Origin of the sequence: Enterococcus moraviensis ATCC BAA-383 (genome assembly GCF_000407445.1) — a bacterium.
In the GTDB taxonomy this organism is placed as follows: domain Bacteria; phylum Bacillota; class Bacilli; order Lactobacillales; family Enterococcaceae; genus Enterococcus_L; species Enterococcus_L moraviensis.
In genome coordinates, this window is the sequence record NZ_ASWB01000001.1 from 122471 (window position 1) to 137260 (window position 14790).

General features: G+C 36.3%; 14 protein-coding genes and 1 other RNA gene. 11 read left to right on the plus strand and 4 right to left on the minus strand.

The window, feature by feature from the left end; genetic code table 11:
- Positions 1-69: 69 nt before the first annotated feature.
- From I586_RS00600 to I586_RS00615, 4 genes are all read left to right on the plus strand, one after another.
- Entirely contained in the window at positions 70-1038 is a 969-nt protein-coding gene (locus I586_RS00600; protein ID WP_010765122.1) for an alpha/beta hydrolase, read from the plus strand.
- 15 nt (positions 1039-1053) lie between these two features.
- On the plus strand, positions 1054-1419 hold the full coding sequence (locus tag I586_RS00605; protein ID WP_010765121.1) for an EamA family transporter: 366 nt from the start codon (positions 1054-1056) through the stop codon (positions 1417-1419).
- Complete coding sequence (locus I586_RS00610) at positions 1416-1763, plus strand: EamA family transporter (RefSeq protein ID WP_010765120.1); 348 nt, start codon at positions 1416-1418, stop codon at positions 1761-1763. The genes I586_RS00605 and I586_RS00610 overlap by 4 nt, the downstream gene beginning before the upstream one ends.
- A gap of 430 nt (positions 1764-2193) precedes the next feature.
- Complete coding sequence (locus I586_RS00615) at positions 2194-2619, plus strand: hypothetical protein (RefSeq protein ID WP_010765118.1); 426 nt, start codon at positions 2194-2196, stop codon at positions 2617-2619.
- Between the two features lie 82 nt (positions 2620-2701).
- On the opposite strand, the gene I586_RS00620 is transcribed toward I586_RS00615, so the two are convergent.
- On the minus strand, positions 2702-3043 hold the full coding sequence (locus tag I586_RS00620) for a metal-sulfur cluster assembly factor (RefSeq protein ID WP_010761560.1): 342 nt from the start codon (positions 3041-3043) through the stop codon (positions 2702-2704).
- A gap of 224 nt (positions 3044-3267) precedes the next feature.
- Complete coding sequence (locus I586_RS00625; protein WP_010765117.1) at positions 3268-3834, minus strand: helix-turn-helix domain-containing protein; 567 nt, start codon at positions 3832-3834, stop codon at positions 3268-3270.
- A gap of 301 nt (positions 3835-4135) precedes the next feature.
- Here I586_RS00625 and I586_RS00630 point away from each other — a divergent pair, with 301 nt between their 5' ends.
- The 4 genes from I586_RS00630 (at position 4136) to I586_RS00645 (ending at position 10138) form a co-directional block, all read left to right on the plus strand.
- Positions 4136-5200 carry a dipeptide epimerase gene (locus I586_RS00630; RefSeq protein WP_010765116.1) on the plus strand — a complete coding sequence of 355 codons (1065 nt, stop codon included), beginning with the start codon at positions 4136-4138 and terminating at the stop codon, positions 5198-5200.
- A gap of 18 nt (positions 5201-5218) precedes the next feature.
- A complete protein-coding gene (locus tag I586_RS00635) occupies positions 5219-6589 on the plus strand; it encodes a transglutaminase-like domain-containing protein (RefSeq protein WP_010765115.1) in 1371 nt (456 codons plus the stop codon).
- Positions 6590-6619: 30 nt separating this feature from the next.
- On the plus strand, positions 6620-8290 hold the full coding sequence (locus I586_RS00640; RefSeq protein ID WP_010765114.1) for a peptide ABC transporter substrate-binding protein: 1671 nt from the start codon (positions 6620-6622) through the stop codon (positions 8288-8290).
- Positions 8291-8536: 246 nt separating this feature from the next.
- A complete protein-coding gene (locus I586_RS00645) occupies positions 8537-10138 on the plus strand; it encodes a CTP synthase (RefSeq protein ID WP_010765113.1) in 1602 nt (533 codons plus the stop codon).
- A 52-nt stretch (positions 10139-10190) separates the two neighbouring features.
- On the opposite strand, the gene I586_RS00650 is transcribed toward I586_RS00645, so the two are convergent.
- Together I586_RS00650 and recU are read right to left on the minus strand one after the other, a co-directional pair.
- Positions 10191-12524 (minus strand): PBP1A family penicillin-binding protein, encoded by a 2334-nt coding sequence (locus tag I586_RS00650; RefSeq protein WP_010765112.1) that lies wholly within the window; start codon positions 12522-12524, stop codon positions 10191-10193.
- Positions 12514-13155 (minus strand): Holliday junction resolvase RecU, encoded by a 642-nt coding sequence (gene recU, locus I586_RS00655; protein ID WP_010765111.1) that lies wholly within the window; start codon positions 13153-13155, stop codon positions 12514-12516. The genes I586_RS00650 and recU overlap by 11 nt, the downstream gene beginning before the upstream one ends.
- Positions 13156-13216: 61 nt before the next feature.
- On the opposite strand from recU, the gene I586_RS00660 reads away from it, so the two are divergent.
- The 3 genes from I586_RS00660 (at position 13217) to rnpB (ending at position 14681) form a co-directional block, all read left to right on the plus strand.
- Positions 13217-13759 carry an SLOG family protein gene (locus tag I586_RS00660; RefSeq protein WP_010765110.1) on the plus strand — a complete coding sequence of 181 codons (543 nt, stop codon included), beginning with the start codon at positions 13217-13219 and terminating at the stop codon, positions 13757-13759.
- Positions 13760-13852: 93 nt separating this feature from the next.
- A complete protein-coding gene (gpsB, locus tag I586_RS00665) occupies positions 13853-14284 on the plus strand; it encodes a cell division regulator GpsB (RefSeq protein ID WP_010765109.1) in 432 nt (143 codons plus the stop codon).
- A gap of 22 nt (positions 14285-14306) precedes the next feature.
- Positions 14307-14681, plus strand: an RNA gene (gene rnpB / locus I586_RS17035) — RNase P RNA component class B.
- Positions 14682-14790: the final 109 nt, after the last annotated feature.

Here is a 14790-nt window from a genome sequence, read left to right on the forward strand (position 1 = left end):
CATATATTTTTTCATAAATAAGCGTATAATTAAAATAGAAATAGAATTTTTAGAATTGAGGTGTCATGTTTGAAGTGGATTGTGTTGATTTTGGTGATTGTGTTACTTTTGCTTATTGCTATTTCGGTTTATGCGGCAAATTTTTTCTTGAACGTTGCACTTTTTAGAGAGAATGATTGGTATGATAAGGCAGGTCACAAGATGATGAATCCTGATAATTTTAATAAAGGAAAGTCTAAGTATGACCTTATTGAAGAGCAACAAATTCAGGACGGCGATATTTTTTGGAACCGAGATTTTGCGAAAGATTACTGGTTGGAAATAAACGGAGAAAAGTTATATAGTCGTTTGATTACGCCACATCCCACTAGTAAAAAATGGGTAATTTGCGTTCATGGTTATCGTTCATTTGGGAAACGCGATATGGCGTTTGTTGCTTCGAAGTTCGCTGATCAAGGCTATAATATTTTGGTTCCAGATTTAAGAGCCCATGGTAAAAGTACAGGGAACGTGATTGGTATGGGCTGGTTAGATCGTTTGGATTTGATGAATTGGATCCAAGAAGTAATGAGGATTGAACCGCTAGCTGAAATTGTCCTATTTGGAGGATCGATGGGTGCTGCAACAGTGATGATGACTAGTGGAGAAGCGCTACCCAATACAGTTAAAGGATTAGTTGTGGATTGCGGATATTCATCTGTTTATAACGAATTTTCGGCTATGCTACGTTCAGCTTTTAAGTTGCCTGCATTTCCGATTTTAACGATCGCAAATGTCATGGCTAAAAAAAGAGTAGGATACTCGCTTAAAGAGGCGTCATCAATCAGACAGTTAACAAAAAATAAATTGCCAACACTTTTTATACATGGGACAGGGGACAAATTCGTTCCACATCAAATGCTTTATGACAACATGGAAGCAACCAATGGTGTAAAGGAAAGTTTGATTATTGAAAAAGCGCCTCACTTATCTTCGTTTATTTATGAACCAGAGCACTATTTTGATACGGTATTTGAGTTTATTCATCGTTATTGTTAGGAGAGGGGAAATCATATGGAAACTAAAAATCAACAAAAGCTAAGTTTAGGCGTCTTACTCATATTGATTGCGGCAGCTTTGAGTAGTTTAGGTCAATTAGCGTGGAAATTTGGTGCGGATGGAACAAGGGCAAACGCTATTATCTTGTATGGACTTGGTTTTTTAGCTGCTGGAGCAGGTATGTTTTTTATGATGGCAAGTTTTCGTTATGGTCAGGTGTCGATTTTACAGCCGATGATGAGTTTGGGTTTTGCACTGTCGATTGTTTTAGGTGCCTTGTTTTTAGATGAGAGTATCACGTGGTATAAATTGTTAGGAACAGCATTTATTATTGCGGGATCGATTCTTTTGGGGATAGAAGGAAATGAGGAATCGCTATGATTGATTATGCAGCGATTTTGACTATTTTAGTTGTGACAACTTTTTCTGGCAGTGCAGGTGCTTTGGCACTGAAGAAGGGGATGAATGACTTACCAAAACTCAGTCTTAACTCCGTGTTAAAAAATGGTTGGATTTATTTAGGTTCATTTTTATATATTTTGAGTGCTATTACAAATATTATTTTGTTGAAATTTTTAGATTATTCAATCGCTTTTCCAATGACATCTTTAACCTATGTTTGGACTGTGATTATCAGTTATTTTATTTTTAAAGAAAGCCTAAGTTTCCGAAAAGTTCTAGCAGTGATTTTGATTATTATTGGTGTTTTTATTATTAGCCAATAAGACGTGGTGTTGGCAATGAATTAGTTCTGGTTGTAGTATAGAGAGTAGACAACAGGAGGGATTACGATGACAGTCAACTCAAGAAAAATCGATAAAATCAAGTTAGTCCAGGCAGTAACAACGATCGTGACAGGCATCATCATGTTGAGAGCAGTACTGAAAGCCACTAAAAAGTAGACTTGGCATTATGAGTGTTACTATTGTAATTAAATAAGAAATGGAACAACTCTGCTTATAACGTTATGCAGAGTTGTTCCATTTTTATCGACTTAAATGTTTAAAAAAAGAGGTTGATGAACTATCCCTGGAAATCTAGGCTCTTAATCAAAGAGCGAGCTAAAATTATGCGTAAAAGATGCTTCTTCTTTCATTTTACGGATTAAAAGCCGTAACTTTTCTGTTACTATTACTGTAAAGGAGTGTGAAATTATTGAGTAAAAATTATCCAGGTACAATAAAAGAATTTTTTCAATGGTTAGAAGATGGTGGTTATAATCAGTTTGGGATTCATTTGAGTGCAAACACAAATCCAGAAGGGTATGGCGTAAGAAGAATCGGACCAACATTAGAATTATTTTATTCTGAAAGAGGCCAAGCTTATCCAGAAAAAGAATTTAATACGGAAAAAGAATTAGTCGGTTACTTAGCAGCAAAATTAGAGAAAAGTGATTGGGCGAGAACACATTGCATTTCTGCTACAGAAAATAAAGACGAATCAGAGGCTTTAGCGAAGAAGCTGAGCAAACTAGGAATCAAATTTGACCAACAAGAACTATTATATTCAGATGATGGAAGAATGTTGTACAGAACGATGGTTTATGGAACAGATATAAAAAAAGTAGCTCACTTGAAGTAGGAATAGTGGCGGTAAACAAATAAGAGTTTGAGTAATCACTTTGATTACTCAAACTCTTATTTGTTTAAAGGTGTGTTACTTATTAGCGAATACCTAAAGCGATTCGCGCATAACGAGACATTTTATCAGTTGTCCAAGCGGGATACCAGACAAGTTTTACTTCTGGGTTTTTCACTTCGGGGATTTCTTTTAAGGCTTCATGGATTTGTTCTGTAAGAACATCGGCTAAGGGACAACCCATAGTGGTTAACGTCATTTTGATGACAGTATCACCATTTTGAGCAAAATCGACTTCATAGATCAACCCTAAATTTACAATATCAATTCCTAATTCAGGGTCAATCACCGTTTCCAGTGCTGTTAAAATCTGTTCTTTGATATCTTCTATTTCTTCAGCAGACCATTCTTGATTTGTTTCAGTCATTGTATCTACTCCTTTTTCTTATTCGTCCGTTGAACCGATTCGGATAAATCCGTAACAGAAACGGGACTCCTTTACAGTTTGTTCTTTCCATATGATACCTTTTTTTAAAAGCTTTGTAAATGAGAATCTTTTTCAATAGTGGAAAGCGTATATGGATCTTCAAGTGAAATTTCAGCTCTGATCAATGTTTATTTTCAAGAGAAGTTCGTTCGTTGTTTACACTATTAAAATTGCAGAGTGAAGAGCATCAATTCATTATCTGTTGCATTGATAATATTATGTTGGGTAAACGCTTCTAAAAAGATTGCATCACCTTCTTTTAAGGTGAGTACCTCTTCGTTTAGTTCAACTGTTGCTTCCCCTTTAAGAACGTAATTAATTTCACAAAGATTATGAGCAATCTTTCTTCCACTAGATGATGATTGCGCATCAATATAAATCTTTGAGATAACCATATTGTTTGTATGTACTGGTAAATTAAACAAAGTATCATAGTAAGTTGAGTTCGTTTGCCATGGATTATAAATAGTGCCAGAAGAGTTTCGAATCACTTTATAACCATTTTTAGAGCTTTCGTCATCTTGTATGACTTGAGGTGCTTCGTTAGCTAGAAGGGAAGCTACTGTAACATCTAATGAATCAGCTATTTTTCTTAAAGCTTCAAGAGAAGGTCTGTTTGTACCACGTTCAATTTGTGATAAAAAACTGGCTGAATAACCTGTTCGTTTTCCTAATTCCGTTAGGGTGATTTTTTGTTCTTTCCTTAAATTCTTGATTTTTCTAAATTCCATCTGCAGCCGTCCTTTGTTTAGAATCCTTTTTTCATTCATATTATCTCGAATTCGTTACAAAATTACAAGCACTTGAATTTTGATGAAAAAAGGCACATCAAAATCTCATTAATATGTTGACATTTCCATAGACTAAATTTAAAATTGGAACAAATAATTCAATTTTTGAACAAGAATTTAATTTCAGATTAAAAAAAGACTGGTTATTGTTTCATTTAGGCTTGTTTTGTTTTTTGAGAGTGATTAAACGAAAATTAGAAATGAGTTTTAAGTTAGAGTAATGAATAGTGGAGGAATTAAAGTGAAAATAACAAAAATCAATGTAGAACCAAAGGCAGCCAAATTAAAAGAGCCTATTACAATTTCTCTGGGGACGATCAATCATTCGATGAGTGCTGTTGTAGAAATTGAGACAGACGAAGGAATCATTGGATACGGGGAAGGATCACCAGGAATTTTAATTACAGGTGAAACATTAAAAGGTACAACAGAATGTATTCAATTATTTGAAAAACAACTTATTGGTGTCGATCCGTTAGATATCGAGAAAATTCACAGTATCATGAATTCTGTCGCTGCCCAAGCACCTTCAGCTAAGACGGCGATCGATATTGCGTGTTATGATTTATTTGGAAAAAAAGCGAATTTACCTGTATATAAACTTTTAGGTGGTTTTGATTCTAGTGTAAAAACAGACATGACAATCGGTCTTGATAAGGCTGAGATAATGGCTGAAAAAGCAAAATTAGCTGTTTCCCAAGGGTTTGATACATTGAAAATCAAGGTCGGAACTGGTTTTGATGCCGATGTTGCACGGATTAAAGCGATTCGAGAAGTTATCGGTAGTCACGTAAACCTGCGTTTAGATGCAAATCAAGGTTGGAAACCAAAAGAAGCTGTAAATACAATCAATCACTTAGCGCAGTATGGAATTGAATTGGTTGAGCAACCTGTTGCTTATCATGACATAGAAGGCTTAGCGTTTGTGACAAATCACGTATCAACACCCATTATGTCGGATGAAAGTTGTTTCAATTCAAAAGATGCACTTCGTTTGATTAAAGATCGTGCAGTCGATTTTGTTAACATCAAATTGATGAAGTGCGGTGGTATTCATGAAGCGTTAAAAATCAATAGTATTTGTGAGGCCGCTGGTGTTGAATGTATGATTGGTTGTATGGTAGAAGAAACCAATATTGGTGTTACGGCAGCGGCTCATTTAGCTGCTGCTACTAAAAATATTACTAGAGCCGATTTAGATGCAACATTCGGTTTGAATGAAGTAGCTATCCCAGGTGGTGTTGGTTTGAATCCGACAAGCATGATTTCTTTATCTGAGCAGGCTGGTTTAGGGTTAAGCAAATAAGAAAGGTGAGGGTGTTAGATGTATTACGATTTAAAGTATATGAGCGTACCGCTACCTGAAGATGTGATCAAGCTAAAAAGTTATGGAGACTTTGATGGCGCTGAAAAACGAATTGAGCTTCTGCTATCACAAGAATTACCAGAAGCATTGAGAAAACGGTTAGAGATCGAGCAAGACATTATCCGAATCGTGGGAATAGATGAATACCCATTTGATTTTTCAAAAGCAAACAGTATGATGAAAAAAACGTTCAAAGACTATCAAGAACATGAATTAAGTGAACTAAAAGAGAGCGGAAAAGTTGATTGGCTTTATATTGATGGGGAAATTCATTTCCAACGGCGTTTCCTAATGAATCTGATCAAGACACAAGCTGATTATGAAGCAAGGTTACTCGTTAAAGAAGACAATGAGGTAGATCGCCTGCGGAAACAAGAATTGACCCAAAATGTTCAACTAATGAAAGAACAAGGCTATAGAAAAGTAAAAATACAGTTGATAACAAGTATTCAAGTGAAAAAGGAATATGAGCGACCAGGGGAAACAGTCAGAGTGTATCTTCCTTTACCAAAGGAGTGTAAACAAGTATCAGACATCCAAATTTTGAAGACCACTCCAGAAGCGACCTTTATTGCACCAGAAAATGAAGCGCAACGAACGGTTTACTTTGAAACGACTTTAGAAAAAGATCAAGTTTTCTCTGTTGAATATAGCTATATCAATCATGTGGAGTATGTGGAGCTAGATCCAGAATTAGCTGCTGAAATACAACCAGAATATTCGTTAGGTGAAGAACTACCTCATATTCGTTTTACACCTTATTTGGAACAAGTACTTGCTGAAATCTTATCAGGAGAAACGAATCCTGTAAAAAAAGCGAGAAAGATCTATGATTTTATCACAACAAAAGTCAATTATTCTTTTATGCGCGAATATTTTACGATCGATAACATCTCAGAGTATGCTGCAGTCAATTTAAAAGGGGACTGTGGCGTTCAAGCGATATTGTTCATTACATTATGCCGGATGGCTAAAATACCGGCTAAATGGCAATCAGGACTTTATGTATCGCAATATTATACGGGGTGTCATGATTGGACGCAATTTTATGTGGCACCGTACGGTTGGATTTTTGCAGATTTATCTTTTGGTGGAGGCGCACGCAGGGCGGGGGATTTAGATCGTTGGAATTATTATTTTGGTAATTTGGATATTTTCAGAATGCCTGCCAACAGTGAAATTCAAAGAGATTTTAACCCATCAAAACAATTTTTACGAGCAGATCCAATCGATAATCAACGAGGAGAATTCGAGTATGAAAATCAAGGGCTTCCATATGCATATTTAGATGTAAAACAAGAATTGGTGTCAATGGAGGAACTTGCATAATAAATAAAAAAGAAGGAAAAGGTGGAACGTATGAAAAAAGGGGTAAAACAAAGTATTACATTGATCACAACAGTACTGTTACTTTCAGCTTGCGGGGGAAATACAAGCGATAAGTCAACACAAAACACAGATAATAAGACAGCAACAGATCAAAAATCAACAAAAGTACTGAATTTAATGGAAGCGTCTGAAGTAGGGTCAATGGACACTATTTTTACTCAAGACGAACCAAGTGTTAATGCGCAATCTAATGTTTTCGAAGGGCTTTATCAATTAGATGAAAAAGATAACGTTATTCCAGCTGTGGCAAAAGAGATGCCTGAAATTTCAGAAGATGGAAAAACATATACCGTCAAACTCAGAGAAGATGCTAAGTGGTCGAATGGAGACAAGGTCACAGCAAATGATTTTGTCTTTGCTTGGAAAAAAATGGCGGATCCTAAAAATCAAGCCAATTACTTTTTCTTAATGGATGGTACCATTCTCAATGGAACTGAAATCGTAAATCAAGAAAAATCGGCAGATGAATTAGGGGTAAAGGCACTTGACGATTATACACTTGAAATAAAAATGGCCAAACCTGTGACTTATTTTACTTCGTTATTGGCATTTTCACCTTTCTTTCCACAGAATGAAAAGTTTGTAACAGAAAAGGGAAAAGAATATGGAACGTCTAGCGATAATATCGTGTCTAATGGTCCTTTCTTAATGGAAAACTGGGATCAATCTTCAATGTCATGGGATTTAGTTCAAAATCCAAACTATTATGATGCTGATAAAGTTAAATCAGAGAAGATTCATTTTGAAGTCTTGAAAGAAACGAACACGGTGTTTAATTTGTACGAATCTGGTGAATTGGATGTCGCAATCTTAACAGGAGATTTTGCAAAGCAAAATAAAGAAAATCCTGATTATGAAGCAATCCAACGTTCAAAAGTCTATTCATTAAGAATGAATCAAAAAAGAAATGACAAGCCCTCTATTTTTGCCAATGAAAATGTCCGAAAAGCTGTTGCCTACGCACTTGATAAGAAGAGTCTAGTTGAGAATATTTTAGCAGATGGCTCTAAAGATATTTATGGCTATATCCCAAAAGACTTTGTTGCTAATCCTGAAACAGGAGAAGATTTCCGAAAAGAAGCGGGCGATTTAGTTAAAACGGATGAAAAATTAGCAAATGAATATTTAGATAAAGCGAAAAAAGAGCTGAATGGTGATGTGACAATCGAATTGCTATCAAAAGATGGCGATGGTGATAAAAAAGTAGCAGAGTTTATTCAAGGTCAATTGGAAAAGACATTACCTGGCTTGAAAATCAACGTAAAAACAGTGCCATTAAACAATTCAATTGAATTAATGAAAAAAGGCGACTATGAATTGTCTGTCAGCATGTGGGGACCAGATTACCAAGATCCGATGACTTTCTTAGAAAGTTCAGTAAGTACAAAAAATAAAACGAACTACCGCAGTGAAAAATATGATCAGTTGATCGATGATGCATCAAATAAATATGCTAATGAACCTGAAAAACGTTGGGAAGCATTGATAGCTGCTGAAAAAGTATTAGTTGAAGAAGATGTAGCGTTGATTCCACTGTATCAACAAGCGAGAGGACAATTAGTTCGGCCAGGTGTCGAAGGAATCGAATACCATAACTTTGGCGCAACAAGTACGTATAAAAATGCTTACATCAAAGAGTAAATGTGTGTAGAGTTAAAACTTGACTAAAAAAATAAAAATCTTCCAATAGAAAAACTTGACCTCAAACTGATTTGCTTGTATTATACTACTTGGGCACCTTTGAGAAGGTCAGAAGTTTACAACGAATTTCAGCTCCCTATTCATTTTTTGGATAGGGAGCTTTTGTTTTTTTATGGCTGTTAAAAACAATTGATTCGTTGTTCACTCATCTCTACAATTCTATTTTGAGAAAGGGTTTTTTATATTATGACAAAATACATCTTTGTTACAGGTGGCGTAGTTTCTTCCATTGGGAAGGGAATCGTTGCAGCATCTTTAGGACGTTTATTAAAAAATCGTGGCTTGAAAGTAACGATTCAAAAATTTGATCCGTATATCAATGTGGATCCAGGAACAATGAGTCCTTACCAACATGGAGAAGTTTTTGTCACTGATGATGGTGCCGAAACAGACTTGGATTTAGGTCACTATGAACGATTTATTGATATCAATCTAAATAAATATTCAAACGTGACAACAGGGAAAATTTATTCAGAAGTACTGAGAAAAGAGCGTAAAGGCGAATATTTAGGTGCAACAGTACAGGTCATTCCTCATATTACAAATGAAATCAAGGATAAAATCATGCGTGCAGCTACCATGACAGATGCAGATATCATTATTACAGAGGTTGGCGGAACAGTTGGAGATATTGAATCTTTACCATTTTTAGAAGCACTGCGCCAAATGAAAGCGGAAGTAGGGAGCGACAATGTCATGTATATCCATACAACATTGATTCCTTACCTAAAAGCAGCGGGTGAAATGAAAACCAAACCAACACAACACAGCGTAAAAGAATTACGTAGTCTTGGTATCCAGCCAAATATTCTTGTTATTCGTACAGAATTACCAGTTTCTCAAGGAACAAAAAATAAATTAGCTCAATTTTGTGATGTAGCACCAGAAGCGGTCATCGAGTCACGTGATGTAGAAACGCTTTATTCTATTCCATTAGCCTTACAAGCGCAAAATATGGATCAGATTGTCTGTGATCACTTGAAACTTGATGTGCCAGTTGCAGATATGACAGAGTGGCAAGCTTTGGAAGAAAAAGTATTAGGCTTGAAAAAGACAACCAGAATTGCATTAGTTGGTAAATATGTAGAACTTCCAGATGCCTATCTTTCTGTGGTAGAAGCGTTGAAACATGCAGGTTTTGCTTTTGACTCTGATATTGCGATCGATTGGATCGATTCACAAGAATTAACACAAGAAAATGCTGATGCTATGCTGAAAGATGCCGATGGAATCTTGGTGCCAGGAGGATTTGGTGATCGTGGAGTAGAAGGGAAAATCGAAGCAATTCGTTATGCACGTGAAAACGATGTACCATTTTTAGGTATATGTTTAGGGATGCAAATGGCTTGTGTTGAATTTGCTCGTAATGTGGTAAATCTAGAAGATGCAGGATCGGCTGAAACCAATCCAGATGTTCTAAATAACATTATCGATTTGATGGCGGATCAAGAAAATGTTGAGAATCTTGGTGGAACGTTACGATTAGGTTTATATCCATGTAAACTTAAAAAAGGCAGTGTTACAGCTGCAGCATACGAAGGACAAGAAGTCGTGCAAGAACGTCATCGTCATCGCTATGAGTTTAACAATAAATACCGTCAATTATTTGAAGAAAATGGGTTAGTCTTTTCGGGAGTTTCACCAGACAATCGCTTAGTTGAAATAGTTGAATTGCCAGAGAAAAAATTCTTTGTTGCTTGTCAATTCCATCCAGAATTGATTTCTAGACCTAATAGACCGCAACACTTATTTAAAGGGTTTGTTGAAGCAGCTTTAACGAATCAATAAAAAAAAGGTATGATGTCATTTTCATAGACATCATACCTTTTTTATTGATGTGTCAGTCAGAAGATGTTCGTCTTCTGACTGTATTAACTGGTTCAGGTGGAGCAGAGGAAGGTTCCACCGGTTGATCGCTACTTGCAGGTGGATCAGTAGGTGCGGATGATATAGGTGGTTCAGATTGTTGAGTAGATGTAACGGGCGGTTCTTCACTTGATTGAGAGACAGGTGGCTCTGTTTGTGAAGAAGCAGTAGAACTAGTACTCGTTGATGAGTCTGAGCTCACTGGGCTTTCCCAGGATGAAGTACTTTCATAGCCAGTATTTGAAGGCAATAATTGTTCTTCATATGCGCCTTTAACATATAATTCACTTCCTGAACGTATCACAGAATCTGGCATGAACCAATCATCATTTGAAACACCTTCAGAGAGATAAGTCATCATTTCTCTGTAGACATCAGAAGCAGTTCCCCAATATTCATACGGAATAGGGGTTAATCGTTGTTTGTATCCAGTCCAAACGGAAACCGAATAATGAGGTGTATAACCAACGAAAGTACTATCAGGTGCGATACTAGACGACGCTGAGGCACCAATTTTTGCAAGGTCTTCTTCAGTGTAGTTTGCTGTTCCGGTTTTACCAGCTTGAATCAAACCTGGAACGCCTGCATTAAAGGCAGTACCGCCTGTGATAACATCTTTGAGCATATCCGTCATCATATACGCGGTAGAATCTTTCATCGCACGTTTACTTTCAGTTTCAGTAACATCTTCTGAACCGTCTTGATACACTATTTTATTCACGTAATAGGGTTTGTTATAAACACCCATATTTCCAAATGCGGCATAAGCTGCAGCCAATTTTAAGGAAGAAACGCCGTATTTATTTCCGTCTAACTCACTGGTATTACTAGAAATTGCATTTGCTGCAACGATCTCTTTAAATTCAATGCCTAAATCTTTAAGGAAAGCAGCAGATTTATCACTTCCAACAGCATCGAATGTCCGAATGGCTGTTGTGTTACGAGAATACATGATGGCCTTACGCATTGTGATAGCGCCATAGTATTGCATATCTGCATTTGTTACAGGAATAGTAGTTCCTTCATAAGTAGTCGGCTGATCCATCATGATACGACCAGTTGAATAGTTTAAGTTTTCAATAGCAGGACCATAATCTGCAATAGGTTTCATTGTAGAACCAACATCGCGATCTGTTTCTATTGCTGAGTTAGTACCAAGTTGTACATCGTCAGGAATATTCCGACCACCGATTTGAGCTTTGACTTGACCTGTTTTTACATCGATTACGGTTGAAGCAACTTGAAAATCAGGATCTGGGTATTCTACATACGTATCAGTATTGATAATGTCATAAAGACGTTTTTGCGCATTCATGTCGAGATTGGTATGAATATCTAAACCATCTGTGTACGGATTTTTACCCATACTTTCTACTTCAGCAATAACTTCTCTAATATAGTTATCAACGATTTTACGGTTTTCATTTGATTGTTTTAAAGGTTGTAAACCATCATCGATAGGAGTCGCTTTAGCCTCTTCATATTCTTTTTGAGTGATTTTCTCATTTTCTTTCATTGTAAACAAAACAACGTCACGTCGTTCTTTAGCCACATCGGGCTTCAGATAAGGATCATAATCATTAGGCGCTTGAGGCATTCCAGCCAGTAATGCTGTTTGAGGAAGACTTAGCTCAGATAATGGTTTTCCAAAGTAGGATTGAGCGGCTGTTTCCATTCCATACAGGCCATTGGCCATATAAACTTTATTGATGTAATACGTCAAAATCTCTTCTTTTGATTTTTCCTTCTCTAACTGTATCGCAAGCCAGGCTTCCTGAGCTTTTCGTTTAAGGTTTTGATCTTTTTCTTGTGTAGAGAAATAAGAAAGCTTGATCAATTGCTGTGTTAGTGTACTACCACCTTGAAGGCCGCCTGTTTTAAAATTTGAGAATGCAGAACCCAATATCCGAATTGGATCTACACCACTATGCTTGTAAAAACGTTTATCTTCTACCGAAACAACTGCATCTTTGAGCAGTTGGGGAACATCTGTTGGCTTGATCATTTCACGTTTTTCAGCACCGAGTTCTTCAAAAACTTCATTGTTAGCATCATATAATTTTGAAGAAACAGTGGCACTTAGTTTATCGTCTTCTAGTTTTGGTGCATCTTTAGCATACGACCAAAAAAGACCTAAACCAGCTAAAAGACCTAAGATTCCAAGGAGAACTAATCCAAGAAAGATTTTTAGAAGGATTCTTTTTTTCTTTGGTTTTTTACCGCCATTTGTCGATAGATTTCCAGTGTTGCTAGATGCAGGGGTATGCCCATGTCTTGCAGCACGTGAACTTATTTCATCAGTTGTCATTAATCGCAACTCCTTTGCTTGATTGAATATGTTGCCGGACTGCATCTAAGTAAGGGACTCTAGGTGCAATGCCGATTGAAATCTCTATTCCATTTTTTTCAATAGTAGATAAAGGCAACGATTTTTTTCCAGTATCTTTTTGTTCAGACCAATAGGTTACTAATTTCTCTCCACTAAAAAAGAAACATCTATTCAATGAAGAGAACCACAATAGAACAAAGCAAATTCCTTTTTGGCCCAAACATTGCTGGATATGATCAATCTGGTGTTGATGAAAGTTTTTGAAAGGAAAAGAGGTTTTATTCTTCGTTTCCTTTGCTTCAAAATCCAGATAGTATCCATCGTAAACGCCGTTATAATCAGTAGTGGAGGCTTGTCTAAAGTAAGCTTCCTTGATGACGGCAGCGCTGCGGCTGGGATAATCAACTTTAACAATTTGGACGGGGGTAGGCTTTTTGTGAACGACTGCGATGTTACGGTCTAAGTAAAACGCATTACTTTTATTGATTTCTTCTTCAAAATCCATTCCTCGTTTACCAAATTGAATTGATTTTTGGTTTTTTACTTGTTTTTTTGATTTAGGTGCTTCATGATTATTATAGGGAGTACCATTAGGATAATGAAAAGCCATTTCTATCACACTCCTAGCAAATATTATAACAAAAAATCTTTATGAAAGAAAAGGAATGTCTATGGAAAACGTAAAAACACTTTATGTGACTGGTTATAAAAGCTTTGAAATCGGGGCTTTTCAAGACAATGACCCTAAAATTACAGTTATTAAAAATGTATTAAAAAAGGAAATTATGGGCTATTTGGACACTGGATTGGAGTGGGTTTTAGTTTCTGGCAATCTCGGAACAGAGATTTGGGCAGCCGAAGTTGTGGCTGAATTGAAAAATGATTATCCGGAATTAAAACTAGGCATTATTTTTCCATTTAAGGATTTTGGCAGCAATTGGAACGAAAAAAATCGAGCCAACTTGGAAAAAATTGAACTTTTAGCAGATTTTGTAGATTCAGTGAGTCATCAACCTTATAAATCACCAGCACAATTAAAAATGCATACGCGATTTTTATTGGAACATTCTGGAGCAAGTTTACTCGTTTATGACAAAGAATATCCAGGAAAGACGGAGTATTTCCTAAAAGATGCCGAACTTTTTTCTGAGAAATTCCCTTATGAAATTCGGCTAATTACAATGGATGATTTACAAAACTCGATGGAATCGTGAGAATCTGTTTGATTTTCTGACGATTTTCCTATACAATAATGCTGTTGAACTATGAACTTTTATCCTAATCAAAGAAAATAATGAGGTGTAAATATGGCAAATTTAGTATACAGTCCAAAAGATATTTTACAAAAAGAATTTAAAACGAAAATGCGTGGCTATGACCCAGTTGAAGTTGATGAATTTTTAGACAACGTAATTAAAGATTATGAAGCTTATAACAAAGAACTTTTGACGCTTCAAGAAGAAAACAACCGTTTATTAGCGAAGATCGATCAAGCTTCTAAAGTACAACAAGCAATGCCATCACGTGGCACACAAGAAATGCCTAAGAGTGCTGCCGTGACAAACTTTGATATTCTAAAACGTTTATCTAATTTAGAGCGTGAAGTATTTGGCAAAAAATTAGATGATACTCCAGCATCAAACCCTATTTCAGGTATGAGTCACTCTAATTCATATGAAAGCAGTCTACATAATCCATATGAACGTGAGATCGATCATTCAGAAACACGCCAATTTTAATTGATTCAATGAAATATTTGTAATTTTCGGGTGATCGCGGTTTGAATTTATTCAGGCTGAGGAAAGTCCATGCTCGCACAAGCTGAGATGCTTGTAGTGTTCGTGCTTAGCGAAATCATAAGCTAAGGTATTCTAGCAATAGAATAACGGCAGGAAAAATGACTAAGGTCTAGGCTATGTCAAAGTACCCTTGAAAGTGCCACAGTGACGAAGCAATTTTGGAAACGGAATTGGTGGAACGCGGTAAACCCCTCGAGCGAGCAACCCAAACTATGGTAGGGGCGCTCTTCTAAAGGAAATGAACGAGTAGAAGAGGCAGAATTATTTCTGCAGATAGATGATGACCGTCGAATGTTTTCTCCTGAGAAGCATTTGATACAGAACATGGCTTACAGAAAATTACAGTTATTCAGGATGACCTTCCAACTTTGTTGTGAAGGCTTTTTTTAAAGTAAGAGATAAATTAGTTTTATATTTAGATAAAGAATCAATATGTTCTTATTACA

Coding starts and splice junctions, on each gene's coding strand:
- gpsB (WP_010765109.1), top strand. CDS start 13,853: ATGGCAAATTTAGTATACAGTCCAAAAGATATTTTACAAAAAGAATTT.
- I586_RS00660 (WP_010765110.1), top strand. CDS start 13,217: ATGGAAAACGTAAAAACACTTTATGTGACTGGTTATAAAAGCTTTGAA.
- I586_RS00650 (WP_010765112.1), bottom strand. CDS start 12,524: ATGACAACTGATGAAATAAGTTCACGTGCTGCAAGACATGGGCATACC.
- I586_RS00620 (WP_010761560.1), bottom strand. CDS start 3,043: ATGACTGAAACAAATCAAGAATGGTCTGCTGAAGAAATAGAAGATATC.
- I586_RS00610 (WP_010765120.1), top strand. CDS start 1,416: ATGATTGATTATGCAGCGATTTTGACTATTTTAGTTGTGACAACTTTT.
- I586_RS00645 (WP_010765113.1), top strand. CDS start 8,537: ATGACAAAATACATCTTTGTTACAGGTGGCGTAGTTTCTTCCATTGGG.
- I586_RS00625 (WP_010765117.1), bottom strand. CDS start 3,834: ATGGAATTTAGAAAAATCAAGAATTTAAGGAAAGAACAAAAAATCACC.
- I586_RS00640 (WP_010765114.1), top strand. CDS start 6,620: ATGAAAAAAGGGGTAAAACAAAGTATTACATTGATCACAACAGTACTG.
- recU (WP_010765111.1), bottom strand. CDS start 13,155: ATGGCTTTTCATTATCCTAATGGTACTCCCTATAATAATCATGAAGCA.
- I586_RS00635 (WP_010765115.1), top strand. CDS start 5,219: ATGTATTACGATTTAAAGTATATGAGCGTACCGCTACCTGAAGATGTG.
- I586_RS00605 (WP_010765121.1), top strand. CDS start 1,054: ATGGAAACTAAAAATCAACAAAAGCTAAGTTTAGGCGTCTTACTCATA.